Origin of the sequence: Dokdonia pacifica (assembly GCF_900188275.1) — a bacterium.
In the GTDB taxonomy this organism is placed as follows: Bacteria; Bacteroidota; Bacteroidia; order Flavobacteriales; family Flavobacteriaceae; genus Dokdonia; species Dokdonia pacifica.
In genome coordinates this window covers 325,926-351,860 of record NZ_FZNY01000004.1, presented here as the reverse complement: position 1 = coordinate 351,860, position 25,935 = coordinate 325,926, and the positions used below count along the sequence as shown (strand labels likewise).

21 protein-coding genes and 1 tRNA gene are annotated in these 25,935 nt (G+C 31.6%); 11 read left to right on the top strand and 11 right to left on the bottom strand.

What is annotated here, in order from left to right; translation table 11 throughout:
• Nucleotides 1–426, bottom strand: coding sequence for a hypothetical protein (locus CHB80_RS13885; RefSeq protein ID WP_089372094.1), 426 nt, complete (start codon nucleotides 424–426; stop codon nucleotides 1–3).
• Entirely contained in the window at nucleotides 423–3,203 is a 2,781-nt protein-coding gene (locus tag CHB80_RS13880) for an Eco57I restriction-modification methylase domain-containing protein (protein WP_089372093.1), read from the bottom strand. Before CHB80_RS13880 ends, CHB80_RS13885 begins: the two co-directional genes overlap by 4 nt.
• A 771-nt stretch (nucleotides 3,204–3,974) precedes the next feature.
• Here CHB80_RS13880 and CHB80_RS13875 point away from each other — a divergent pair.
• From CHB80_RS13875 to CHB80_RS25030, 4 genes are read left to right on the top strand one after another with little or no spacing between them, the layout of a single operon-like run.
• Nucleotides 3,975–5,204 carry a CHASE2 domain-containing protein gene (locus CHB80_RS13875; protein WP_179218169.1) on the top strand — a complete coding sequence of 410 codons (1,230 nt, stop codon included), beginning with the start codon at nucleotides 3,975–3,977 and terminating at the stop codon, nucleotides 5,202–5,204.
• Nucleotides 5,205–5,214: 10 nt separating this feature from the next.
• On the top strand, nucleotides 5,215–5,988 hold the full coding sequence (locus CHB80_RS13870; RefSeq protein WP_188476222.1) for a hypothetical protein: 774 nt from the start codon (nucleotides 5,215–5,217) through the stop codon (nucleotides 5,986–5,988).
• Nucleotides 5,988–8,078 (top strand): tetratricopeptide repeat protein, encoded by a 2,091-nt coding sequence (locus tag CHB80_RS13865; protein WP_089372090.1) that lies wholly within the window; start codon nucleotides 5,988–5,990, stop codon nucleotides 8,076–8,078. Before CHB80_RS13870 ends, CHB80_RS13865 begins: the two co-directional genes overlap by 1 nt.
• The gene (locus CHB80_RS25030; RefSeq protein ID WP_089372089.1) at nucleotides 8,039–8,590 is read left to right on the top strand and encodes a CHAT domain-containing protein; all 552 of its coding nucleotides are present in this window, start codon (nucleotides 8,039–8,041) and stop codon (nucleotides 8,588–8,590) included. Before CHB80_RS13865 ends, CHB80_RS25030 begins: the two co-directional genes overlap by 40 nt.
• An 80-nt stretch (nucleotides 8,591–8,670) precedes the next feature.
• Here CHB80_RS25030 and CHB80_RS13855 read toward each other — a convergent pair whose 3' ends face one another.
• From CHB80_RS13855 to CHB80_RS13845, 3 genes are all read right to left on the bottom strand, one after another.
• Nucleotides 8,671–9,813, bottom strand: coding sequence for a glycosyltransferase (locus tag CHB80_RS13855; protein WP_143337136.1), 1,143 nt, complete (start codon nucleotides 9,811–9,813; stop codon nucleotides 8,671–8,673).
• A gap of 287 nt (nucleotides 9,814–10,100) precedes the next feature.
• Entirely contained in the window at nucleotides 10,101–10,544 is a 444-nt protein-coding gene (locus tag CHB80_RS13850; RefSeq protein ID WP_089372087.1) for a hypothetical protein, read from the bottom strand.
• A gap of 290 nt (nucleotides 10,545–10,834) precedes the next feature.
• Nucleotides 10,835–11,095 (bottom strand): hypothetical protein, encoded by a 261-nt coding sequence (locus tag CHB80_RS13845; protein WP_089372086.1) that lies wholly within the window; start codon nucleotides 11,093–11,095, stop codon nucleotides 10,835–10,837.
• A 322-nt stretch (nucleotides 11,096–11,417) separates the two neighbouring features.
• Between CHB80_RS13845 and CHB80_RS13840 the strand changes: the two genes are divergently transcribed.
• From CHB80_RS13840 to CHB80_RS13825, 4 genes are all read left to right on the top strand, one after another.
• On the top strand, nucleotides 11,418–11,882 hold the full coding sequence (locus CHB80_RS13840) for a hypothetical protein (protein ID WP_089372085.1): 465 nt from the start codon (nucleotides 11,418–11,420) through the stop codon (nucleotides 11,880–11,882).
• 250 nt (nucleotides 11,883–12,132) lie between these two features.
• Nucleotides 12,133–12,384: a hypothetical protein gene (locus tag CHB80_RS13835; RefSeq protein WP_089372084.1), complete on the top strand. Its 252-nt coding sequence runs from the start codon at nucleotides 12,133–12,135 to the stop codon at nucleotides 12,382–12,384.
• Between the two features lie 10 nt (nucleotides 12,385–12,394).
• On the top strand, nucleotides 12,395–13,846 hold the full coding sequence (locus tag CHB80_RS13830; protein ID WP_089372083.1) for a tyrosine-type recombinase/integrase: 1,452 nt from the start codon (nucleotides 12,395–12,397) through the stop codon (nucleotides 13,844–13,846).
• 140 nt (nucleotides 13,847–13,986) lie between these two features.
• Nucleotides 13,987–16,947: a KAP family P-loop NTPase fold protein gene (locus tag CHB80_RS13825; protein WP_089372082.1), complete on the top strand. Its 2,961-nt coding sequence runs from the start codon at nucleotides 13,987–13,989 to the stop codon at nucleotides 16,945–16,947.
• Between the two features lie 120 nt (nucleotides 16,948–17,067).
• On the opposite strand, the gene CHB80_RS13820 is transcribed toward CHB80_RS13825, so the two are convergent.
• From CHB80_RS13820 to CHB80_RS13795, 6 genes are all read right to left on the bottom strand, one after another.
• Nucleotides 17,068–17,154: transfer RNA gene (locus tag CHB80_RS13820), tRNA-Ser, on the bottom strand.
• 124 nt (nucleotides 17,155–17,278) lie between these two features.
• Entirely contained in the window at nucleotides 17,279–18,304 is a 1,026-nt protein-coding gene (locus tag CHB80_RS13815) for an asparaginase (protein WP_089372081.1), read from the bottom strand.
• Nucleotides 18,301–19,422: a lysophospholipid acyltransferase family protein gene (locus CHB80_RS13810; protein WP_089372080.1), complete on the bottom strand. Its 1,122-nt coding sequence runs from the start codon at nucleotides 19,420–19,422 to the stop codon at nucleotides 18,301–18,303. The genes CHB80_RS13815 and CHB80_RS13810 overlap by 4 nt, the downstream gene beginning before the upstream one ends.
• Nucleotides 19,423–19,496: 74 nt before the next feature.
• Nucleotides 19,497–20,276, bottom strand: a complete 780-nt coding sequence (locus tag CHB80_RS13805) for a TatD family hydrolase (protein WP_089372079.1) — start codon at nucleotides 20,274–20,276, stop codon at nucleotides 19,497–19,499.
• 44 nt (nucleotides 20,277–20,320) lie between these two features.
• Nucleotides 20,321–21,055 (bottom strand): tetratricopeptide repeat protein, encoded by a 735-nt coding sequence (locus CHB80_RS13800; protein WP_089372078.1) that lies wholly within the window; start codon nucleotides 21,053–21,055, stop codon nucleotides 20,321–20,323.
• 2 nt (nucleotides 21,056–21,057) lie between these two features.
• Nucleotides 21,058–21,642, bottom strand: a complete 585-nt coding sequence (locus tag CHB80_RS13795; protein WP_089372077.1) for an RNA polymerase sigma factor — start codon at nucleotides 21,640–21,642, stop codon at nucleotides 21,058–21,060.
• Between the two features lie 116 nt (nucleotides 21,643–21,758).
• Between CHB80_RS13795 and CHB80_RS13790 the strand changes: the two genes are divergently transcribed.
• The 3 genes from CHB80_RS13790 (at nucleotide 21,759) to CHB80_RS13780 (ending at nucleotide 25,935) form a co-directional block, all read left to right on the top strand.
• On the top strand, nucleotides 21,759–22,805 hold the full coding sequence (locus tag CHB80_RS13790) for a hypothetical protein (RefSeq protein WP_089372076.1): 1,047 nt from the start codon (nucleotides 21,759–21,761) through the stop codon (nucleotides 22,803–22,805).
• Nucleotides 22,806–22,941: 136 nt separating this feature from the next.
• Nucleotides 22,942–23,928 (top strand): hypothetical protein, encoded by a 987-nt coding sequence (locus CHB80_RS13785; RefSeq protein ID WP_089372075.1) that lies wholly within the window; start codon nucleotides 22,942–22,944, stop codon nucleotides 23,926–23,928.
• 3 nt (nucleotides 23,929–23,931) lie between these two features.
• Nucleotides 23,932–25,935, top strand: a complete 2,004-nt coding sequence (locus tag CHB80_RS13780) for a PKD domain-containing protein (protein WP_089372074.1) — start codon at nucleotides 23,932–23,934, stop codon at nucleotides 25,933–25,935.

The window sequence follows — 25,935 nt, the reverse complement described above, 5'->3', positions numbered from 1 at the left end:
TCAGTCAAGTTCAATAGTGGTTAATGCTTCTAAAAAACTACGCAAAGTGGTGTAGCTATAGCGCTGTATCGCTTCTTGTTTGCTAACGTCCGAGGCGGTGGTAAGAGTATTCTCTTCAACGCTAGGATCATAAGTACCCCAACGACCGCGAAGGGTTGCCAGTGCATTATTCATACGGTCACTGTAAAAAATAAAAGCTGTTAAATCATCTGTATTTTCGCTACCTGAATAAGGAAGTTCTAAATAGTCTTCAATCAGTCCAGAAACGTTTTCTTTTTGCTCTATAGCTTTTTCAATGAGATTAAAAAGGTGGAGGTAAATACCTGAGTAATGATCGTCGTACTGATTAAAAGCTGTGCCGTTTTGAACACAAAATAGTGTTGCGCTATCGGTATCAGTTATGAGTTGTGGATTATAAAATATCATCTGTTTGCAATTTTTAATTGTTCTATTAATTTTTTTAAAGGGTCTATATGGGATTTGATCCGTAGCCATAAAGCCTGATAGCTATCTATAATGGCTTCTAATTGAGGGTGGGTTTGTCTTGTGGGGATGGTCATACTTGGTGTCTTTTTACGACCCCCTACTAAAATGAGCATCATTCGAGGAGTTGCTCCTTGTTTATTATAAAGGGTAAACCCATTAAGATTGATAACATCATCAACGATGTAGTGACGATATAACCACTTATAAAAAGGGGCGTATCTCATAATATGACCATCTTTGCCGTAAACGAAATGTCCCATAATGATAATCCCTGATTTGCCTGTATCCTTAAGGGTATCAAGGGCTAATCCTGCCATTAAATGCTCTAAGCGCATAAAGCTTGCTAATTCATAATGCTTATTGAAATATTTAGCTACGATTCGGTTTTTATCAAAACGATCTTCTTCCCATCTCGCAAAGGGCGGATTAGTGACCATCACATCAAAGTGATGTTTCCATTTTTCTGGAAAAGGCTCGGAAGCATTTAAAGCGTGTACTTCTGAAAATCGCTGAAATTTAAGTGAAGCCAAACGTGAAGTATCAATCTCGTTGGTTACCGTCTTGTGCGGTTTTGCCCCCACAAGCAACAGTCCATTGCCTGCACTAGGTTCAAAAACAGCTTCCGCCTGCCTCATATTCGTATACTGAGCAAGCATAGCACCTATAAGACAAGGAGTGGAATACTGCTTATATTTCTCCTTGCTACTATCCGAATAGGCGTAGGTCGGTTGTACATTCGTCCAAAATCGGATCATCGCTTTTAAACTCGCTTCAAAAGGCGAAATTTGAAGGTATAGCTGACGATACCACAAAAGCCAAGAGAGTTCTACCGCTTCCCATAACATTCCTAAAGTTGGCGCTCCCGTAGTCTCTAAAAGTGCTTCTACTTTCTTTTTAGAGAGTCGTTCCCCTTTATGATAATGGGTGTGCATAATGGCAACTACTTCATCTAAATAGGTAGTGCCTTGTTTTGTGTTCTCTTTTTGTGATAGATCAGAACTTGATAAACTCTCTATATACTGAACAATATTGTTTCTTGATTGCTTTAAAAGCGTGATTGTCCACTCTATACTTTGATATTCTTCTTTTAATGCACCTTTAGGTTTTGCTGTATTGGGATTTATTAAGGTTTCTTGAACTTCTTCTTCATAGGCTATCTGCTCTTCAATAAGAGCAATCCCTAAATGGGCATCTTTTATAGGGCGGTAATTTTCAATGGCGTGCCACCACTGTTTTTTATTCGTATTATTTGAAATAACTTCACCTAGAGGACGTACCGCTCTGTGATGGGTATGAAGATTGATATATGGATAGTTAAGCGCTGTAGGCAACCCCAATGCTTTGAAAATAGCTTCCCCCTGTTTTTCAAATACACGAAGTAAAGCCTGACGACTTACAGCAATGCCATAATCCATTGGATGTGGGAATTGCATAAGTTCAAACAAGGAAGTAGCTTTAATGTTCTCTAAAGCAGTATCTGAAATAGACTGTAAATACGGATACTCTTTTTTATAAAGCGAACGATTAGAAAGTCGAATACTACCATAAGCGAAATGCTTTCCGACTTTATCTGGAATGATCATATTATCTAAAGTTTGCTCTTCATGTGTTTTTAAAGAGACATCCTTACTCTTAACATGATCTAATGATGGTAGTTTAAAAAAGGCAATAAGCCTTTTGATTTGAATTGAAATAGTAGGAATAGATGATTCATCTATTTTTCTATAATATCCTACAGCCTCTAAGGAAAGTTCTTTTTGTAAATCATACGAAGTTGCACCCTCAGCTCCGATTAAAATACCTGTCATTTTCTTTACTGCATCTTTAATAGTCTCATCTTTTAAAGATTCAAATTCTTGTTTTAAATTTTCAAGGACGCTTGCTAATAACTCGCTAAGTTTTCCTTGTTTTTTTTCATACTCAGAAATAGAAGATATACCAGCCTCATCATGGGAAGTTTTTTGTGCCACATCTTGGTTCTCTAAATGAGTAGTTACTCTAGTTATTACTGTTTTTTGCTCGTCACTTTTAATTGTAGGAGTTAAAAAAGACACTTCGCAAGTATCTGACTGATTGTTATTTAAAAGAGCATCCTTAGCATCACCTTTACTTAGGGTTTTGCTTTCGATTTCTTGGGATATAAAAGGGATTACCAATTCATTTTCATTAGGTATAATTAAAGGAACTTTAGATACTATTTCAGATGAAACAGTATCTACACTGGAAGAGGTCTCTGTGGTTTTAGCTAGAACAATAATGCGTCCTTTATCAAAAAGTGCTTTACATTCTGTTTTAAACTTACGAGGATAAATTTCAATTTTTGATACAGCCGTATCGAACTGCCTTTCGGCAAATTGTTTTGCAATGGTGTAGGCTATTTTTTTATAGGACTCAAAGACAACATAAGATTCTTTGATACTCTCTAGTGTAAAAATGACTTTGCTGGATTTATTACAAGTGATGTTTATTTTATTTGCTTTAAATGATGGATATACTAAAACCTCTTGCCAAGGCTTTTCATTAGTAAAGGATTTGCTTAAATCTTCTGCATATCTCAAGTATGCAGGATGATATTTTGTGTACCATTTTAAAGGTGCATTAGTATAAGTTGTAAAACCCATTTGCTTTAAGTGAGTAGCTAATGCCATAGGTAGTTCAGTATCGAATCTCAATTCGATACCGTCTATTTCTTTCGTATGTACAACTGTGAGTTTCAAGAGCTATAACTTTTAAGCCAAAGTAGGCTCGTACTCCCAATATTCCGCGTCGCGAGTTTGTATACCCTGACAAAAAAAGAGCGTATATTTTAGTTAGAAGTCTATAAATATGATGCTTACAAAAAACAAGGTCTACCCAAAAAAGTCATAATTAAGGTAATTACTAAAGGACGTGCAAGTAAATAGTATGTGTATTACTATTAAAAAGTGACTATTCTTAAGATAATGGGTATCGCTAAGCTAGGTCTTGACTGTACTTAGTATAGGTAATGGAATTTCTCTTAATAGTAGTAGTAGGTTACCCTTAGCATTAGTCATGGGTAATGCTAAATATAAGTCATAGATTACCCTTAGTGTCAGTCATAGTTCACCTATAACATTAGTCACGAGTCACCTTTAGTGTTAGTCATGGGTATTGTTAAGCGATTGGTATCAAGTATACTTAGTATTGAATAAGATAAACTATAGAATACTCAAATAGGTTTTTAAACTTCAAATTCAAAGAGTGAAATTCATTAGATTCAATCCAATAACAACCTGCTATAGAAAAAGTTAACTAGTATATATTATTATATGTATAAATAATATATTATTTTGCTTCAAGTAAAATCTAGTTACTATTTTTAATTTATCACTTTTAAATGTTTATTGATCAATTAGATATCGAGCCAGATTCACATCAATAGAAGAACAAGATAGAAATCATTAATGATCAACTTTAAAATATTTGGCAATAAACCACAAGTACATATTAAACACGTGCTAATCATCTTGATTTCACTATTTTTTCCAATGATTTTATTGATATTAAATTATACTTGGTCTAACGAATCCATAACTAATCAAGAAGAAGAAAGGTTAGTAACTAAATTAGGATTATTTCTGAAGAATGCTCCCATGAGTTCAAATCAATTCCAGAAATATGCTGATAAGATTTTATTGATTAATGTATCCAACGATAAGGAACTTATTAATGTTAAAGACTATCAAGGGATAGATAAAGGGAATCTAGACATCACTAATAGAGGAAAATTAGCTGATTTTTTAAACAAAACCAATAACAAACATCGCTATATTCTTCTTGATATTGCATTCAACCCAAACCATGAATCTCCTTTTAATGATGAAAAGCTATATCAAGCCATTAACAATACTAAAAATATTGTTCTACCAATAATAAAAGATAAGGATAGCTACATTATTCCTAAATTCAGTGATAATATAGGTTTCGCTTCTTATCAAAACAGTATTTTCACTAATCGTTTTATAAAGTATTCTTATTTAGAAAATGACTCATTACCAAGTATAGCATTAAAAATGGGTAATCAACTCTTGGGAACACAACTGGAAAAAAAAGGGATGTTCTACTATGATAATGATCGTTTAGCTTGGAATTCTATAATACTAGATCATCCTATAAAACCATTACTAAAATACAATAGTATAGGTGAATTTAATTATTTTGATTTGGGTGTTGACATACTCCAAGTAATGCCAAATTCTCAAATAGAGAATTTCGTAGAAAATAAAATCATTATTATTGGAGATTTTGATGATAGAGATCTTCATCCCACAATTTATGGAGAAATTCCAGGTGCTTTAATCATATACAATGCTTTTTTAGCATTAGAAAATGGGCAACATATTGTAGTTGAGTCTATATGGATATCATTATACATTATATATTTATTATTGATATTATTCTACTTTTTAAATTTCGATAAAAAATGTATTCTAGCTTTAAAAAGAGTACTTATCAAGTCAGCCAATATTCGCCGTATCAAATCATTTTTTGAAAAAATTTCATTGAAAAATATGTTTTTTACTATAATCAGTGATTATTTAAAAATTGGCTTGCTTTTTACATCCCTTAGTGTTTTATATTTTTTAATCTATGGCGTACATATTGAGATCTTAGGAACATCCAGCATCTTCGCAACATTGATAGTAATAAGAAACTTATACACCAACTTTAAACTTATAAAGAAGAATGACATCTAAAGCTTTTATTTTGATTTATTTTTTTTCTCAAGTATTCTTAGCATCTTCACAAGAATCTTACAAAGTACTATACATGAATGGGGATGTCTACGCTAATAATACATTAATTTCTATTGGTGATAAAATTAAAGACTCTGATAGTTTAAACTTTATAGAAGAAAAAGGACTCATAAAAGTATGCTATTCGAAATGTAAAAAGCTGAGAATATTTTCTAATTATTTTTTTAAAAAGAACCATATTAAAACAATATCTGACTATACAAAATATTATAAATCCCTAACTACAAGAGGAGATAAAGATTTCATTAAAAATGTAGACCTAAAAGTTATTTCAGAACATCAGATTGCTATTATTGACACTCTAAAATTAAATAGTAAAGAATTCAACCTCACATCAGACCGTACCAATTTCTATTATGTTTCATATACATTTAAAAAGAAAGAGATTAATAAGAAACTGGACTATTTTAAAAACCATCTAATTTTTACAAATAGTATCTATTCTGTCGAAAATGAAGGGAAAATCATTCCCGACAACAATACTATTTCATTATTTCATTACAATGCTAATAAAAGGGAAAGTACACCAATAGTAACTAATCTTAATATCCATTTTTTTGATAGAACTGTTTTGCTAAAAAAAATTAAAAATTGTTGTATGGATACAAAATCAAATCTATCCCTAAAAAATAAAATGATATTACTCAAAGAATATTTAAAAACTGAATACTCCGAAATGAAGTTTTCTGAGAATGATATTAATAAACTTCTAAACGACTTGTGATGAATAAAATCTTACTTCTACTTCTTCTTGCGAGCCCTTTAGCTATTAGTCAGCAAATAAGTCTGGGGGCTCAATATTATAAAAAAGGTGAATATTTAAAAGCAGCATACAGTTTTAAGGCAGAGATACCTCTCTTAAAAAGAGACGTTGGGGAAAAGAATAAAGGGTATCTGGCAACTGTATTTCTAACGGCAGAATCATTCAGTAAAGCGCAACGAACTAATGAATCACTTCAGTACTATTCTGAAGCTCTTAAGATTTATAAGAAATACCCTTCGCTAAAAAAGGATTTTAAACTCAAACGATTAGTAAGAGGGTATTATAACGCATTATTAATGTCATCTTTTGAGATGTTCTTAGCAGATAATTACAAAGAAACAGAAAAAAAATTACTAGAATGTAACTCACTAGTTAGAGAATATAATTTGGGAGATTCAGATAAATACCCTCTTTACAAGGCATTTTCTCAACTGTATGGAAAGACAGGAAATGTTAACCATCATCTTGACTATACCTTGAAAACTCTAGAACTATCTAAGGTTATAAATGGAGAAAATACCGTTGGACATATTAAAGAACTATCGAATACCGCAGTGGCATTAGATGGATTATTTAAATATGATGAAGCATTAGTTTACATCGAAAAAGCGTTTTCAATTTTTCTTGATCTAGACCTAGATGTTTTAGGACCGTTAGCTTCCCATTTACTCACTGTTAGAGCAAGCATTAACATTAGTCTTGAAAATTTTAATAAATCAGAAAAAGATTTATTACTTGTAATACGCTCTTTAAATAAAAATAAAGATATCCATCCTTCATATAAAAAAAGATTTCTAGGGAGTGCTTATCAAAATCTTGGATATACTTACTATAAGATCAAGAACTATGATAAATCAGCTAATTACTATAACCTTTCGCTAGAAAATTATAAAGATGTCTTTGACTCTAATAGTCTGGCTATTGCAAATTTAGAGCTAAATCTAGCTAATACCTTAGATAATCAAGGAAAGCAAAATTCTGCAAAACCATATTATTTATCTTCTTTAAAAAAAGCTAGTGTAAATTACAGAAACATCTATTATGGCCTTAGTGAAGAAGAAAAATTTTTATTTCTTAATATTAGAATCGGAACTTACTTCACTTCATTAAGTTCTTTTGCATTGAGATCAAACTCTAATGACATAACAATTGTTAACGAACTTTACAACGCAACACTTTTTCAAAAAAATCAGTTATTAAATTCTTCTATAAGATTAAAAGATGCGATTCTCAGTTCAAATAATCTACAATTAAAAACAGAATTTAATGAATGGCTAGAGGTTAAAAAGAAATTATCCAAAGCATATCTTAGCGAAAACTCTAATGATAATACTAACATCTTTGCATTAGAATCAAAAGCTAATTTTCTTGAGAAAAATTTAGTTAATCAATCTGAAAAATTTAAAAAGTTCAATGATATCTCTAACCCTTCATGGAAGAGTATTCAAGAGAAATTAAAACCAGGAGAGCTTGCTATTGAGTTTATAGATTTTGAACATTATTTTCAAAAGTGGATTGATAAAAAGTTTTATTGTGCATTAATAATTGACCATGAAAGTGAAAATCCTAAAATGGTCTATTTATTTGAAGAAAGCGAATTGTTAAACATTCTTAATAGAAATAAGACTAATCTTAGAGATGGTATAGAATCTATTTACGGGACATTAGATAAAAAAAACAATGAACTCTATAATTTAATTTGGAAACCCATTGAAACATTCACTCAAGATTCTAATATTATATATTTTGCTCCTTCGGGTTTATTGAACTACGTTTCTTTCTCTTCATTATCTAAAGGAAATGATTTTCTATCAAATTCAATGAACCTCGTCCAACTGACTTCAACGGCTAAAATAATTGAAAAAACAGATATTAGTAAAAGCTTCAAAAAGGCTACTCTTTTCGGCGGAATAGACTATGGAAAGAACTCAGAATGGAGTTATTTAGAAGCTACTAAGACCGAAATAAAGGAGATTTCAAAAATTCTTAATCAAAATAATATAACTGTTGAATCTTTCACAGGTTTAAATGCAAAAAAAGTAATGTTTTAAAAGGGTTTAATAGTCAAATCTTACATATCGCAACCCATGGCTTTTTTGAAAAAGATAGCGAAGATTTAGAGATAGAGTATGGCGAGAAAAATTTTGATAATTCTCGCGGTGAAACAAAATTTTCTAATACAAATCATCCATCGCTTCGCTCTGGACTTGTTTTTGCAAAAACTCCTAATAAGTCTAATATTTTAACCGCAATGGAAATAAGTAATATGAATCTAGATGAAGTAGACTTACTTGTTTTATCAGCTTGTGAAACTGCTTTAGGTGAAATTAAGGGTAGTGATGGGGTTTATGGGTTGCAACGATCTTTCAAAATCGCTGGAGTAAAATACGTGATTGTCAGTTTATGGAAAGTCCCTGATAACGAATCCAAAGAGTTTATGACTACTTTTTACAAACTGTTATTTCAAGGTGAACTGATTGAGTTAGCATTTAATGAGACTAAAAACATTATGAGTAAAAAATATGACCCTTATTACTGGTCTGCCTTTGTTTTAACTAGATAAAAATTATATCAATCTATAAGAAATTAGGGGGAGTTAATTTATAGTAATGAAGGTTATAAGATGTAAAACTACCTAAGATATTAAACTAAAACAGATGTTATTTTCTTTAGAGTTTTTTGAGTAAAACTATGATGCTTCCATACCATTTTCGCCGAATGACTAATTAATATCTTCCTGAAATTTGATTCTTCTAAAACCTTGCATATATTTAATTCCCAATCATTTTCTTTTGAGACAAGTAATCCACTTTCTCTTTTTTTTATAATAAATGATGCAGGGTGATTTTCACATACAATCGTAGGCACTCCTAGGACTGCCATTTCAAGATAATTATCGATGGATTGATACTCCAAATATTCAGAAACAGAAAATAATGCCACCTTTAATTGCATCTTGTGCAGGTCTTCAAAATAGTTCATATAATTACTATCATCAAAAAATTCAACAGACTGATCTCTTTTATGTTTTGTTTTAGCTCCTTTGTAATCAAAAATGACAAAGCATAACTCAAGCTTTTTTTGACGTAACTTTTCTAAAAGACTAGGTAAAAAGTTTAAAAATTTCTCTGAAGGAGAGAAAACACCAATCCGAATTATTGAATCGATTTGAGGCATAATAGCACTTAAATTTTCAAAACTTTTTCGCGAAATCAATGTAGGAAAATTTACTACTAAGCAACTAGAATCCTTATGAAAAAAGTTAAGCGCAGATCGGTATTGATCTTTTAATCGCTCATTTTGGCAAATACAAAGGTCAAACGTACTTAAATTTAACAATAGTTGATCTTGAACAGCAGAAGTGATATCCTTGTAGCTATTATGCCAACTAGGAATTTTATGATAATTATCATCTAAATTCATCACAATCTGTAAGTGAGGGTATAATAGTCGAAGTACATAAGTCATATACTTCATATCAGATAATATCGTAGGAAATACAATGTAATTAGCCCATTTAAGTAAACGAACATCTATCCTTTTTATAGTTCCAAAGTAATCCATATTTTGATCATATATCTCTATACTTGTCATAATAGCACTATGGGTTGAAGTATTATTCAATTCTAAACAAGGCAATATAGCCCTGTAGTATTCCTTAGAGCATAATCTAGGGCTTATATAAAGAACATGAACTTTACCATCGTAGGGGTCATAATTCACATACTTTTCAAGAAAAGGTTTTACATTTTTTAAATGCTCATAAAAATGAGTAATAGTCTGCATAGGCATATAATTAAATCAAAGGAAGTATTGTATTAAATTTATTTTCTTAAAAATGATCCATCAATTAACTATCAACAAAATCATATAACTTGACTTCGTAAATATTTGAGCATAATCAATTATCTTATAATTCAAGATTTATAAGACGAACTAACGATCTTTTGTGGGGAAGTGATTGTTATGCAATCTAACGAGTAGAAAGTTTTGATATTGCTAAGCAAAAATCATAAGGCCAACTCAAAATAGATACCTATGTTTATAATTTTTTATCCTGACTTTATTATATGTTATGATTTAAAAAAGGCAATAAAATCTGTAAGTAATACTTCCTCAGTCTCTTGTGTTCCCAGAGTATATATTCTTACCGTTTCATCTTTAAGAATTACAATACGTATTCCAATAGATTTAACAGCTGAATCCCTCTGAAAATTTTTAAAATATTTTTTCAATTTCTCTTCAATATGTGAACTGGAAATTAAACGAGCACTCATCCTATCGGTGAAAAATTGAGCGATACTATCTAAACTAATACTTTCTATGAAAGTATGTCCTTTGAATAATGAAGCTAAAAATTTATCATCCATTTCTAAAATTTGAAGAGACAAAATACCTTTAACCGCTAGATGGTCTTTTGCTAATAATCTTGAATGAGATACAAACCGGCTCCTAATCTTTTTCTCTTGGTCAAAAGTCTCATCAAAAACCTGCATGATTTTATTTTTTAAACTCATCTTATTCTGTTTTTTTTGATATCTAAATTAACACATACATTTAATCAGTACTCAAAATCACTGTAATGACTTAAGAGTGAAAGAAGTCACTTTTTTTACATTCTCTAAAAAGCTTTAATTATGGTTTTTCCTCGATTGTACTTCAATAATTCTCTTTAAAATACCCGATCTAAACATCATTTTAGCATAAGTGCTAAATAAGCGCATAGACCTTGTTTAATAGAATAAAAAAGTTGTGGTAGAGGTAATTCGTTAACTATAATCTCGGCGGTGTGGTGCAAGTGCCAAGATTACTTACGACCTTTCAATCGTTCAAAAAGCTGATCTAAACGCTGATCTAACGCTTCACGCTCTTTGAGTTTTTTCTCAATTAATGAAACGCAGGTTTCATAAATCGAAGCTTTAGTTATGCTTCTAAGTGTTTTATTTTTATTAAAAAACTTAGAAATAGTGGATCGAGCAGAGCCTGTTTCAGCACGGACAGCTTTAATAGGATCGCCATAAAGTTCATACATCGTTTCGATGATAAAAGGAATACGTTCTTGATTCATAGCAAAAGGTTTTTTTCTTGTAATAATTCATAGTGGCGCTTCAATTTATACAACTCAAATAGTTTGCCAAAATTGTCGTATTTGACTACTTTTGTAACTATTAACAGAAATATGAGGTCAAAGTAACAAAACTATTTTCAAAAAAACTAAGGTATCGCTAAATTGACTTAGTTGTGAAGTTTTCATGACGCTCTAATGTATCAGTAGTGTGTAAGTAGTGTCGTTTTCATATCGTTTTAGTATCGTTTTCATGACTACTTACTAACTAATTAAAAAGCCTTATATTCACATTACCAACCTAATACATATAATCCTACAACCCATGCAGACACAACAAAAAAAAATTAATCCTGAAACTTCTAAATTTTTAGAGGTAATTGATGAAATAAAGAATACAAATAGGCTTTTAGACGCAAATCCTAAAACATATTCAGCAATTGCTGGAATTATTTATCCATCCGATAGAACTATTTTTACAAAATTAAAAAAAGGCGTGCGTAAAAAAATCCCACTAGATGCCCTTGTCAATTTAGCAACCTATTTTAAAGTAGATATGAACTATATCTTCTTTGAAGGATTTGATATGAATTATTTCCCTGAGATCGTGATGAACTCTGATAATAAAAAGACCATAGACACAACAGTCTCACTAGAACAACTAAAGACGATTAATAAAAATGAGCATAATGCCTTAGCATTAGCTATGAGTCTTTATGAGAAGTTAGCAAAAGTTATGGAGAAATTAGAACTCACCATTGAAAATCAATCTGTTTCAAAAATTAAATAATACTTGCACTATAAATATCCTTTTTACAACATTTAATAAGCAGTTTATAAAGTTTTCATAGAGTCTACGTGTAGTCAAATCGTAGTCGCTGTGTATGCGTATGATTCTTAGCTTTGATGAGTACTTTACAACATACTTTTTAAAAGCAACATAAGACTACTTTACTCTAGCATACAATTTTATTTCTGTATTGTTTTTAAATCTAATAGCTAAGGTACTCCATCAGTATTGATATAGTAATTGAGTTATCATGGAGCAAGCAAAAAAAGCAATAAGAATTAAAGAATACCCTCCTCTAATCCCCATAAAGCTTATTATGGAGGATAGACTTGTAGGTGCTAAAAGTTATAAAACCGTCTTAAAGCGTCTTAAATCAAAAGGAATTGAAATACTAGCCTTTGATATGGTCAATACTCACGAACTATTTTCAGCAATGACCAAGGTGAAAAAGAAATCTATCCCAATCGGTAGTAGAAGAACAGAACCTTTTAAATTAAGATAATAGTAGCTTTATGAAAGTATTACATATTCCACATCGATCGAGACTCAAAGGGCAAACCATTATTTGTAACAGATGTAAATCAAAAGGATATTGTACTACTAAAACCAAAGAAGGTAAAACTAAATGGATATGTAAAAACACAGGCAAACGTCTAAGCACTTGTGCTAATCCTGCATCACACCGCTTTGTGTCTACGCTATACAATCCATTTACTCAAAAATCAGATATTATCATAAGACATCAAACGAGAGATTTTTGGGTGTTTAGAAAAAGACACAATGAATTACTAAATGTAGAACAAGAATTAAAATATTTCTACAGAACTGGAGAAATAGCACAAGCCAAAGCAATCGTAGATGGCTTTAAAAATTCAACAAAACAGAAAAAACAAAAAATACAAGAAGAATTGCAAATCGATGCAAGAGCCATACACATTACCCCAGAGACCTATCTTGAATCAGCAATGGTCATCTATTCAGAATTTTTAGATGGTAAACGAGGGGAAGATTGGGAAAAAAGACCAAGCATTCGATCTACCATTACAAGCTATAAAAGAGCGTTAGAACGTTTCCATGAGTGCTTAACTAACAATGGATATCAACCAGAACTCATTTCATTAAATGAAATAAATAAAACACATTTACATCTTTGGGTAAGAGAGGTAAAAAAAAGATATAATGCTAATAAAACACAAAACCATTATCTAAATAATGTCAACACTTTTTTAAAATGGTGTTCCTCGCGCGGGGCAGGAACTATTTCTAACGCATTAGAACACGTCAAAAGAGGTAAAACCACAGGAGACACTACCATAGCATCATTAGATGATTTTAAGTACATGATAACCCTTATTAGTCCCGAAAGGTCAATAGAAGAGTATACTTGGAAAGATAACAAGACAGGACAACTTAAAAAGAAAACAAGAAGACATTATAAAACGTGGCTTAAAGATGGTTTTTGGTTAACATTACTCTTAGGAGGAAGAGGCGACGATATTTCTCATTTTAGATGGTCAGAGGTGAATAAAAAAACAAATGACAATGGTTCTGAAGATTATTGGATTGAACTATTTGATAATAAGTACTATAAACAACATGACGTAAAGCGCTTTAATTATGTCCCAATGTATAAACAAACCTATAATATTCTTTTAGAATTAGGCTTAAATGAAAAATGGGGAAGCGATGATTTTGTGATAGCACCTGATTTTGAAAATAGAGAACGATTAAAAACGATATTAAGTACTTCTTTTCATTGGTACTGGAAAGATGTAGCTGGCTTAAATCCTAATGTAAAGTTTAAATCCCTCAGATCTACATTTATCACATTAGCTAGTCTATCCGCTACAGGAGACAAGTGGCAACTTATTCAAAAGCACACCAATATGGAAACTACCCGCAAGCATTACTTTGAGAAATCTCATGCAGTGTCAGAAATGTTTGGGGATGAGTTTGGAGGGTAATCAAATTAAATAATTGAGAAAACTCACAATAAAACTAACATCTAATTAACTATATTTAAGACTACTAAAAAAGATATATATTTTCACATAAACTAAAAAATTTTAATTCTAGTTTATGCAGTCTTTAATTTCACAACTAGATGACCAAATTATTAGATCAATTTTTCGACTCCAAAATAACTAGATCAATTTTCTTCTATATATTATTTATTCTTTTAGTATTAATATTCAAATACAGAATAAATTCAATTATTTCAAAATATCTAACAATTGAAGAAGAATCTTTAAAAGAAATAAATATCTTTTGGATTGTATTACCAGTATTAACTTGCCTGTTATATATAATATACAAGCTTATACTTAAAAAGTATCAGCCATCTTTTAATTTATTTCATACAATTCTTCTATCAACCCTCTTTTTGGGAGTGCTTCGATTCACAGATTACTGTTCAAAATGGAAGTTTATAGAGTTGGATGGTAGTCAACTTTTCTATGTAGACTTATTATTGTTACCATCAGTAATAGCATCTATCATTTTTCTAATCAATTTAGTATTTAAAAGTAATATTAATAAGACAATATATAATAATGCATCAAATCCATTTGTAGCAGACGATCCTATTGAATCAGAATCTGAAGATAAATTACAATATGACAAAAGAGCTAAAAGTTTAATCCAATACCTCGATAAATCTAATTTTAAAAGATCCTTTACTATTGGTATCGTTGGTCCGTGGGGAAATGGAAAATCTAGCCTAATCTCATTAATTGAAAAAGAACTTTATGAAAACCCAAAAAAACAGACTCTTCATCTTAAATTTTTACCTTTTCTAAATCATAGTGAAAATGATATAATATCAGAATTCTTTAAACAACTTAGTTCAGAAATCAATAAATATAGTGGAAGGTTATCTAATCAAGTTTTAGACTATTCTGAGAAACTTTTAAAATTATATAAGAATAAAAGTATAAAAGAGTTTTTGACTATTAATAACGTCTCATACTCTAAAACATCGTCTTACGAGACCTATGTAGCAATTAATAAAACACTTGAAGGATTAAATAAAAAATTCATAATTTTTATTGATGACCTAGATAGGCTTTCTAACAAGGAGGTATTACAAGTTCTAAAATTAGTTAGGAATACTGCTAATTTCAAAAACTTCATTTTTGTTATAGCCCTAGATAAAGACTATGTTTTAAATACTTTAATGATAAAAAATGATGTTTCTGATCATGCTTTTGTAGATAAATTTTTTCAATTAGAGGTTTATTTACCTGAAATAGAAAAAAGTCAATTGAAAAATGATTTTATTGACTTTTTAAAAGCTTCAGGTCTTAGAAGTGAAGAATCATTTATAATAGAAGTTGAAAGAGCTATTAACAGAAAAGATAATCTATTTGATGATTATATCTCAAATCATAGAGGTGTAAAGAGATTAGTAAATCAACTAGTTTTTGATTTTAACTCTTTACCTGATCAGCTCAACACAAATGACCTTCTAAATTTCACATATTTAAAAATGACTTTTCCGTCGGCTATAAAATTTTTAAACAGTAATTGGACTAATGTTATTCCGTACAATAGAAATACAAAATTGTGCGAATTAGAAACTGTTCCTGAGGAAGAAAATAAAAGAGATATTTTTAGTAGTAACAATGCTTCGGCTATTTTCCTTGGTATTGGAAAATATACTCCAGACTATAGTAAATACAAAATTTCATCATCACTTTCTGAACAAAAAGAGCTAAGTGAAATAAATCATTTAAGTCAGCAACAAAATTTATTATTAGCAAAGACATTGATTATCCTATTTGGAGAAGATAATAAGGCAAAAGGAGATACATCCATAAAATTTGGAAATAACCTTAGAAAGCTTCTTCAACAGAAAATATTAGAAAATGAATTATCATACTCTGAATTCAAAGATATTTTTAGTGTTGAAGGTAATTTTCAAAATCTTAAAAATGCAATTCGATCAAGCCAAACTCAAAATATTTTAGATCGAATAAGCTTTTATAATGTAGATACCATTGAATGCTTAAATCCAGTGATTCTGGTGTTATTATTCATTTTTAATAGCTCCAAAGAAAACAATATCTATCCTTCTACAGTTCTACAAATTCTTTCTAGTTTCGTTATTAGAAATAAAAAAAATATTGAAAACCCAAATTCAAAAGAGATTTGGAAAACTATTAAAAAAAAATATCTAGAAAAGAATCAATATAAAATTGAAGAGAAATTAGAATTTCTTGCGTTTTTAAGTGAGAATAGAATAAGGATGAGTTTTGATGATTGGGGTGCTTCAGAAGAATCTTTAAAGGAGATTTCTCTAGAACTTTTTGAAAAATTATTAAAAGAAAAAGATAGTACTCTGTGGGACATTCATGATTATTCTTTTTATCACTCCTATCAAAATACAAGGAAATTTCATGTTTTAAAAACATTAAATCCTTTAATGATAGATTTTTGGAGAAAAAATAATATTACAATTTTATGTGCCCAATTAACGGAAAACAAAGCTTTCACTATCAAAAACTTTAAAACGTCAAATTTTGCCTCTCAAGTATTTGGTTCTTTTGAGGGATATAAATCATTTATAGAACAAAAAATAGGAGATACTAAAGATTCTGCGTTAATTGAATACCTTGATTTTATTAAACTAGAATCTTACACTAATTTTTCAAGCCCAATTAGATATGAGTTTAGAGATTTCAAACTTGTCAAGAACAAAATGCAAAGGGTTAAACAAAACAACAGTTTAAAACATGATGAATTTGATACTATAATTGAATTATTTATTACTAGTTCAACTGAAGAATATCAAAAAATAACAGTGACAAATCTAAATATAGTTGATATTCCAGGATTCATTGAACACCGATATTATCGTAATAAAAATAATTTCTTTACCACCGTCAAAATACAATCAAGTGATATACATAAAGCTAAGTCAATGTTGCTAGATCATTATTTAATGTATTTGAGTAGGAAAGAAAAAGTTTTTAGCATAGACAATGAGGAGCTTTCAATTTCAAGATTACACCAAAAAGAGCCAATTATAAAAATTATATCAATTCAACCTAAGAGCTATAGCTAAAAGAAATGAGCTTACTTTGCAGGTTAAATTATTATCAAAAAAACAACTTTCACTCACCATATCCACTCACCAACAAGATAAAATCGCTATTAACATATTGATTAGTAGCGATTTAATTTGCGGAGAAAGAGGGATTCGAACCCTCGATACGCTTTTGACGTATACACGCTTTCCAGGCGTGCGCCTTCGACCGCTCGGCCACCTCTCTAAAAAATTACATCATCCAGTATCTTTACTTTAATTTAAGATATCACATAACATAATTACCTTCATCAAAAGGAGTGCCAAATAACAAAAAAAAACTGACCTGCTAAAAAGATATATCTTAAAATTATGTAAGCTCTCCTCTTAAAGGGGTTTCATAGACTGATTTAAAGACTTTTGGCCCTAATTCTTGTCCTAATAAATACATCATTTTTGTAATTGCTGCTTCCGTAGTAATATCACTTCCACTTATAACTCCTGCTTTCTTAAGCGCAACACTTGTTTCGTAATTACCCATTTGCACACTTCCTGCTATACATTGAGTAACATTTACTATAGGGATTCCTTTTTTAATTATTGCTTTTAAAGCATCTATAAACCATACTTCTGTAGTAGTATTTCCAGATCCATATGTTTCTAACACAACTCCTTTTATTTCTGTCATTGATAGCATTGCCATAACTAAACTCTTAGGAATGCCAGGATACATCTTTAGCAATAATATCTCTCTAACTAAGTTTAAATGTACTTTAAAAGGTTTTTTAGCAGGTTTAAAAAGCAAATCTTGATTAATAGAAAGGTGAACCCCTGAAGTAATTAATGGAGGGTAATTAGGAGAATCGAATGCTTCAAAATGCTCCGCACTTACTTTTGAAGTACGATTTGCTCTATACAACTTGTACTCAAAATAAAGACACACTTCCTGAACAACTGGCCTGTTTCTCTTTTGCAATGCAGCTATCTGGATAGCCGTAATTAAATTTTCCTTTGCATCTGTTCTTAAATCTCCTATAGGCAATTGAGATCCCGTAAAAATCACAGGCTTCTTTAAATTTTCTAACATAAAGCTTATAGCAGAAGCAGTATAACTCATAGTATCGCTTCCATGCAAAACTACAAAACCTTGATAGGCATCATAATTAGATTGTATGATAGCACATAGTTCATTCCAATACTCAGAATTCATATTTGAAGAATCAATAGGAGTCTTAAATGACGACGTACTAATATCACAATCTAATAATCGAAGTTCAGGAATGTTTTGTAATAATTGATCAAAGTCAAAAGCCTTTAAAGCACCTGTGTCATAATCTTTGATCATTCCTATAGTACCTCCCGTATATATTAAAAGTATACTAGGCTTTACACTCATAACTTAGATGTATTAATTACAGGGTTTGCATACATTAATAAGAAACTATCAATTTCTAATTGATTCTCTTTATTAACTCTACGTTCTAAACGTCTTTCAAAGTGACGTAACTCTTTCTCATCATAATGAGAAGCATACTGTGTCGTATTATGATATAAATCGTAGGCTATATAATTAGTAGGCCATAGTTTATAATGACTATGTATACTCTTATCTATTTCTGAAGCTAATCGTTTTAATTTTTCATTATCACTTTGCTCTTCTTTATCTATTTGATCATAAATAGACGGATCTAAAGGAGCCGCTTCTATATGAATACGTTTTTTAAATCCTAAAGCACCTTTTAAGATGCTATTAAAATCTTCATTATTTGTTTTTATATAAGGGACATTCTCCTGTTTTGCGACAATTTCAGGAACTTTTAAAATATCTGTAGGATCATATTCATAAGAAATAGCAATAGGAACAATATCTAACTCCTTTATATATTGTAATAAGGGAGTTTTACCCCTAGCCATTGTAATCATCTTAAGAACACCTTGCTGTGTTAAATCATTTCCATCTTTTGTTCGCCCTTCCCTTTGCGCCATCCAAACAGATCTACCTTCTGATAATAAAAACTTCATGTAATCAGATAAGAGCTTTGAACTTTTCAGTAATTCTCGAGGAGATTGATTACGCAATACCAAAAAATTTCTATTTAGCCTAGATAATGCCATTAAGAAATCTTTCTGAACCAAGTTATCTCCTATGGCCGATGCTGTTGTGATCAATCCATTATCTATTAAGCCTACATTAATCAATGAAGTATCTAATACAATATCACGATGATTTGATATATAAAAATAGGGCTTATTGGGTGTTAACTTATCAAAACCTGCTGTCGAAAAACCTTCAGAACTTTTTGCTAATAAATTCTGTACAGATTTATAAATGACCTTTGTTTGAAAATCATGAATAGAATGGCATTGCAATAATACCTCCTGAATTTCTTTTTTAGATGCATCTGGAAATGTAAACTGTAATAACACTTTAAACATAGGATGCCTAGAAGCTTGTTGTAAAGCTTCATTTACTTCACTATCATGATAGGGTCGTATGTGATCAAATATGGAGATAATAGTACATTTAGGTTACTAGCCACAAAAGAAACAAAATTATTTCAGTTTACTCTATTATATATAGACTAAGTTTAAGTTGTTTTTACATTCATAAAAACAGCATCCGCATTTTCCGAAGTTATTTTAGCAATTTCATCTAGTGGTTTTTGATAAATAGTCGCTAATTTTTCAGCAACTAACTTTACATAACTACTCTCATTACGTTTTCCTCTATAAGGCACTGGACTTAAATATGGAGCATCAGTTTCTAAAACAATATGAGATATAGGTATTTCAGATAAAAACTGATCAATCTTTCCATTTTTAAATGTTACCACTCCTCCTATTCCTAACTTCATATTATACCCTATAGCTTGCAATGCTTGTTCTTTGGTACCCGTAAAACAATGAAAGATCCCAAACAAGTCGTCTCCTTTTTCACTTTCTAAAACTTCAAAAACCTCATCAAAAGCTTCTCGACAATGTATAACTATAGGAAGTCTATATTTCTTAGCAAGTTGAATTTGCCTCTTGAATGCATCTTTCTGAATCTCCAAAGTACTCTTATCCCAATACAAATCTATTCCGATCTCACCTACTGCATAAAATGATCGTTTTGCAAATTGAGCCTCCACATGTGCTAGTTCTTCTTCGTAATTTTCTTTGACATGCGTAGGATGTAAGCCCATCATTAAAAACACTTGATTTGGATACGTAGCTTCCAGCCTATACATACGTTCTGTATATTCAGAATCTATAGCAGGGATAAAAAAACGGGTTACGCCAGTTTCAATAGCACGTTGAATCATTGCATCTTGATCTTCATCAAAAGCCTCGCTATATAAATGGGTATGGGTATCTGTAAATTGCATGGCTCAAAAATAGAAATAGCACAGCACACAACCTAACCTAATACTTATAGTTTTTTAAGAAGTTCTTGTGCTTCATTATAATTTTCTGCTTCTGGAGGTAGCTTCAATAGGATTTGTTTACACTGCTCTATATTTTCTTGCTTTAAAAAATTAAGAGCATTATACCATTGTGCCTTGTATTTAAAAACAGAATTTCCATTACTTAGTTTTGTAAAAATCGATGTGGCATTTACATAGTCTTCTGTTTCTACCAGCGCAATTCCTTTATAAAATAGCACTTGAGTATTGTCGGGATCATTTCCTATAATGTCATCAAAGTATGAGATAGCATCTGTATATAAACCTTCGTTAAAAGCTTTTTCCGCTTTCGCGAAAGCGGACTCATCACCTCCCCTTTCTACCAAGTCTATACTCCCTTTAAAAGAGTAATCGTCATAGCCCACATCTTGCATTTGAAACCAAAAAGTCACACCAAACAATACGATAACAGAAGCAGCAACGAGATAGCGTAAGGGTCTAAAAGAAATAACCTTTACGTCCTTCTTAGGCGCTTCGGTAGTTTTTAAATGCTTATCTGCTAGGGTCTCCAGCGTATCTTTAAAGCTTGTTCTTTCATCAGAAAACTGATGACTTAAATGACCATTTAAATCTTTAAAAATTGTAAATGCATCTTTGAGTTCTGGTTCTGTTTTTAGTCTTAATTCTAATCGATCTTTTTCCTCTGGAGAGAGTGCTCCTTGGAGATAATCGTCAAACAGTAGTATGGTTTTCTCGTCCATGACTATAGATTTTTAAGGGTTTGGTACTGCGCAGATTCTTGCACCATTTTAGTAAGTTTACCTATACAAAGTGATTTTTTCTTCCGAGCATATGCATAAGAAACTGTTAGTTTTTTTGCCACTTCTTCCATAGATTTAATAGAAAAACTAAGCTTTAACAGTTTCTTACAGGCGTCACCCATTTGCTCTAGCATTTGATTAAATAAACTTGCTCTGCCTTCATACAAGGCGGTTTCATCTGCTTGCTGTTGTACATTTGTATCTATAGATGTAACCTCTTCATTAATTGTTACCCCTGTGGGTTTATTTTTTTTCAAAAAATTAAGCCACTTTCGTTTACATATCAAAAAAAAGTAGGCATCAAAAGGACAACTAAGTGTTAATCCTTTTGTTTTTGCTTGATCATAAATAGTAATAAGAGCTTCTTGAATAATATCTCTTGCAGCAGATTCATTCCCATTATTTTTTTGAATATATCCAACAACCTTAGGAGCAAAACGAGTATATATTTCGGCGATGAGTCTATTGTCATTTTCAAGTAATGCCTGCACATATTTCTGATCAGTATGCACTTCGTAATCTCCCATATTTACTGCATTTGCGAGTAAATATAAAAAAAAGTTCTAGAAAAAGGGTAACAATATAAAACCACTGATGATATAAGGGTGTAAAACAAAAAACAAAACATCAAATTAATATCATTATGAAAACAACAAACTTTAATGACACAAATCAGAAAAATAGTATGAATGTGTACTCCGTAACTAAACTAATTGCTTTATGTTTATTATCACTTATAGGAATGATAAGCTGTGAAACGAATGATGACGCAGATATAATAACCGAATTACCAGATGATACTGTACAAATATTTGGAGGATTAGAATATGCAAACAGTATTATAGAAGCACGTGAAAATGCTATTCAACACTTTACAATAGATGCAACTACGGGAGGAACTATTATAGGAAACAATGGAACCCAACTACACTTCCCTCCTAATGCACTTACATTCCTAGGAGGAGAATTAGTATCTGGAGATGTAGCTATTGAATTTATTGAAATTTACAGTAGAGCAGATATGCTTACTCAAAATTTACCTACAAATGGAAAAAGAGATAACGGCGATATTGTTTCTATTATCTCTGGGGGCGAATTTTATATCAATGCAACGCAAGATGGGAATCAACTTGTTGCTGAAACTCCATTTGGCTTAACTGCTCCTACAGCCGATTTTGATCCTGAGATGACTGTTTTCTTACCAGAAGATTGTGATAGACTAGACTGTGATGTTGTATGGGAAGAAGATGAAAATGCTAACATACAAGGAGGCGAAATTCAAAACGCAGATGGAACATGGACTTCAGCATACTTTGCTCCACTTACCAACTTTGGATGGACAAATTTAGATAGATGGTGGGCTTATGAAGATCCTAAAACATTAGTATATGTAGATGTTCCAGAAGGGTTTAATGAAACCAATAGTGCGGTATATGTTTCTTATGACGGAGAGCCAAATGCATTAGCCTTTTTTGATACGTACGATACCGATTTAGATATGTTTACAGAACATTATGGACAAATGCCTATAGGACTAGAAGTACATTTTATATTTGTATCTGTACAAGATGGTGATTATGTATATGCTATTCAAAGTGCAACAATTGGAACAGATCATATTGAAATTATCACTACTACACAAACAACAACAGAAGCTGGTTTAACAGCATTAATCAATGCATTACCTTAAAAATAATATATAAAACGAAGACTAGCCTCAAAGCCTTATTGACTTTGAGGTCTGTCTCTTTTATTAACATTCATAGTTTTTACCTATATTTAAGATGCATTATCCCCCCTTTTGCATCTAACTAACGATCCATATTATGAAATATGCCCAATTCTTACTCACGCTAGTTTTGGTGGGGTACCTAGCTATAAGTTGTTCTGAAGACCATGATTGTGAAGAAGGCATCATTGAAACTCCAAATGCCATCACTCCAATAGACGGAACAGATTATAACACAAGCCTTTTAGATTGTAGATTACCTAAAGTTCAAACATTCAGTATACAAGGGTTTGAAGGAGGGCAAATCACAGGAGATCAAGGAGGAACTATTTCTATTCCTGCTCAATCATTATTTAATCAAGACGGAACACCTATAGACGGTCAAGTAGAAGTAAGTTTATTAGAAATGTTTACTTCAGGCGATGTAGTTGCCTGTCAACTATCTACCAATACACGTAATTCTTCAGGAAGCATAGAACCTACATTAAGTGAAGGGCTACTGTTTTTTGACATCCGTTTTAATAATGATCCTGTAGTTATACAAGGAGAAATACAAGTTTTTATTCCTGAAGAAAACAATGCACAAGAGCAATTATTTTTTAGTTCTCCTTCTTGCGCAACTATAGAATGTATGGTTACTTGGGAAAACACAGGTATTGCTTTCCCTAGTGAAATAATAGATCCTATTGGCAATACTACCTCAGGATATAGCGGTATTACCTCACAAACGGGTTGGTATAATATTGCACAATTTAACCCAGACAATAATCAAAGGACTACAGTATACAATGTCCCTCCCGCAGGATTTAATAACACTAATAGCAATGTATTTCTTAGCTATACTAATAATAAAATTACGGTGAGTCTATTTGAACAATACGATACAAATCTGGGTGTATTTAGTGAAGTTTATAATGAGATTCCAGTAGACACCCAAGGAGAGCTTATTTTTGTTTCAAGACAAGACGGAATCTACATAATAGACACCTCTGAAATAAGTGTAACACAAAGTGTTATTGGAGCAACCACCAACACAAGTGAAACTACCGAAGATCAACTCATAACATTAATTAACTCACTATAAGTCATGTCAAAAAGATATTTTATAACGATATTCCTTATAAGTGCGTTCGCATGGGTTAGTCATTCGCAAACAACTACACAAGATACACTTACTCGAAGTGCTCCTATATTTTATGATGTGCTTGGTAATAAAGTCACCTATGGAGCAACAATGCCCGAACTTAATCAAATCGCAGGTGCGCCAAAAGCATACTATACGTATTACTGGGAATTTGGTGATGGGAATTACAGCAATGAAAAAAGTCCGCAACATAATTATAAGAAAAGTGGTGACTACGAAGTTCGATTATGGAGTACCAATAACTATGCAAATGGCAAGCCTCCTGCTAGTAGACCCAAAAGCGTTACTATTGCTGACGATCAAAATGATCAATCCAGTATAGATACAGATCCTTCTGTAAAAGAATCTCCATTTCAACTTGATGAGAATTTAATCATAAAAACCAATCGCGATCCTGTGCCTGAGCAAGAACTTGTTGTCATCACCAGTTATAAAAACACTAAAGACTACACCACAAGCGGAAAGTTATATCTCTTTTACAATGACGACGCTTTTAAAAATGACAATTTTACACTTAAAGACACACGCCTTCATCATAACGAATCGATTGTAGAAGAGCAATTAATTACCACTAATGCTGGTATTGACTTTTCATCAGAATATCTAACATCGACAGACAGCTCTCCAATAGAAAAACCAAAGCTATCTTTTCGCGACAGCGTAAAAAAAACAAACCTTTTAAATACGATAGATGAGTCAAAAGCTTTGTATCGCAACAGTCAAGTAATAGAATTTAAAGATATGCAACCTGGAGAAGAGCGCAATATTTTTAGGACGTTAGAGACTACTCCAGAAATGATTAAAGACACCAGTGCTATTGTTACGCTACGAAGTGTATATGTTCCTGATGAGAACTATGAAAATCATACAATAAAAGACACTGAAATGGAAATTGTCACTTCGCATGATCCTAATAAAATGTCTTCCAATGGTACGTTAATGAACTATCGTCTAGTACGATTTAAACGACTTAAATTTAAAGTTCGCTTTCAAAATGATGGAGAAGGACCTGCAAACACCATCAGGCTAGAAGTAGACACGCCTGAAATGTTTGATAAATCAACCTTAAAAGTAGAAGACATGTATCCCCTATGTCGTATCTGCCCAAAGGGTCGCGAAGTTGATTATTCATGCTTAGACACTATTTTCAAAAAAGACAAAATCATCTTTACATTTAAGAAAATATATCTACCTGGAACTGCTCAAAAAAATGTAACCGAACGTGACTCTACAAAAGGATTCGTAAAATATTCTATGAAGTTTGGAAAAGACTTTCACAAAAAGAAAACACGTAGTCGTACAGCCATTTACTTTGACAAAAACGAGCCTATTTATACAAATTATAGTACGACTCGATTTATGCCTGGTATTTCTATAGGTGCAAAAGCAGGATATATTTTCAATCCTAATGTAGATAATGCTCGTGAGGTATTTGCTGGAGTAACGATATCGCCTTTCAAGTCATATCGCGGGTATTTACAAGCAGAGCTTTTCTTTTCTGCATCGTCTTTTGAGACTTTACGTAATTTTGAGGTAAGTGAAGTAAATGATATTGGTATAGAAAGCCTTACTCGATTTACTGAGCAGGCAGATTCTCAAAATATTACTACCTACCTTGTCCCTATATCCTATCGCTATAATCTCAATAATTTTGTTGCTATTGGAACAGGTCCTCAACTCAAATTAGATTTGAGTAGACAATGTGATAGCCGTACTTCGGGAGAATTTTCATTGGTCATTCCTGGAGAAGGAGAAATACGAGATGAAACCCAAGACACCTTTCAAGAAACCAAATGTGACAAAGGCATAGGAAACTTTCAAGCAGGTTGGTTTGTAGGTGCAAATTTTGGAGGTGTACGTATTGGGCCTAGTGGAGGCATACGATATGTGTATAACTTTAACGAGCCTCAATCACAAATACAATTGTACGGTATTTGGAAATTTTAA

What these genes read in the sequence shown, in the direction of transcription:
- CHB80_RS13805 (WP_089372079.1), bottom strand. Translation starts at nt 20,276, where the DNA reads ATGCAATTTACAGATACCCATACCCATTTATATAGCGAGGCTTTTGAT.
- CHB80_RS13790 (WP_089372076.1), top strand. Translation starts at nt 21,759, where the DNA reads ATGAAAACAACAAACTTTAATGACACAAATCAGAAAAATAGTATGAAT.
- CHB80_RS13855 (WP_143337136.1), bottom strand. Translation starts at nt 9,813, where the DNA reads ATGCAGACTATTACTCATTTTTATGAGCATTTAAAAAATGTAAAACCT.
- CHB80_RS13850 (WP_089372087.1), bottom strand. Translation starts at nt 10,544, where the DNA reads ATGAGTTTAAAAAATAAAATCATGCAGGTTTTTGATGAGACTTTTGAC.
- CHB80_RS13840 (WP_089372085.1), top strand. Translation starts at nt 11,418, where the DNA reads ATGCAGACACAACAAAAAAAAATTAATCCTGAAACTTCTAAATTTTTA.
- CHB80_RS13885 (WP_089372094.1), bottom strand. Translation starts at nt 426, where the DNA reads ATGATATTTTATAATCCACAACTCATAACTGATACCGATAGCGCAACA.
- CHB80_RS13785 (WP_089372075.1), top strand. Translation starts at nt 22,942, where the DNA reads ATGAAATATGCCCAATTCTTACTCACGCTAGTTTTGGTGGGGTACCTA.
- CHB80_RS13845 (WP_089372086.1), bottom strand. Translation starts at nt 11,095, where the DNA reads ATGAATCAAGAACGTATTCCTTTTATCATCGAAACGATGTATGAACTT.
- CHB80_RS13830 (WP_089372083.1), top strand. Translation starts at nt 12,395, where the DNA reads ATGAAAGTATTACATATTCCACATCGATCGAGACTCAAAGGGCAAACC.
- CHB80_RS13800 (WP_089372078.1), bottom strand. Translation starts at nt 21,055, where the DNA reads ATGGACGAGAAAACCATACTACTGTTTGACGATTATCTCCAAGGAGCA.
- CHB80_RS13825 (WP_089372082.1), top strand. Translation starts at nt 13,987, where the DNA reads ATGACCAAATTATTAGATCAATTTTTCGACTCCAAAATAACTAGATCA.
- CHB80_RS13835 (WP_089372084.1), top strand. Translation starts at nt 12,133, where the DNA reads ATGGAGCAAGCAAAAAAAGCAATAAGAATTAAAGAATACCCTCCTCTA.
- CHB80_RS13795 (WP_089372077.1), bottom strand. Translation starts at nt 21,642, where the DNA reads ATGGGAGATTACGAAGTGCATACTGATCAGAAATATGTGCAGGCATTA.
- CHB80_RS13865 (WP_089372090.1), top strand. Translation starts at nt 5,988, where the DNA reads ATGAATAAAATCTTACTTCTACTTCTTCTTGCGAGCCCTTTAGCTATT.
- CHB80_RS13780 (WP_089372074.1), top strand. Translation starts at nt 23,932, where the DNA reads ATGTCAAAAAGATATTTTATAACGATATTCCTTATAAGTGCGTTCGCA.
- CHB80_RS13815 (WP_089372081.1), bottom strand. Translation starts at nt 18,304, where the DNA reads ATGAGTGTAAAGCCTAGTATACTTTTAATATATACGGGAGGTACTATA.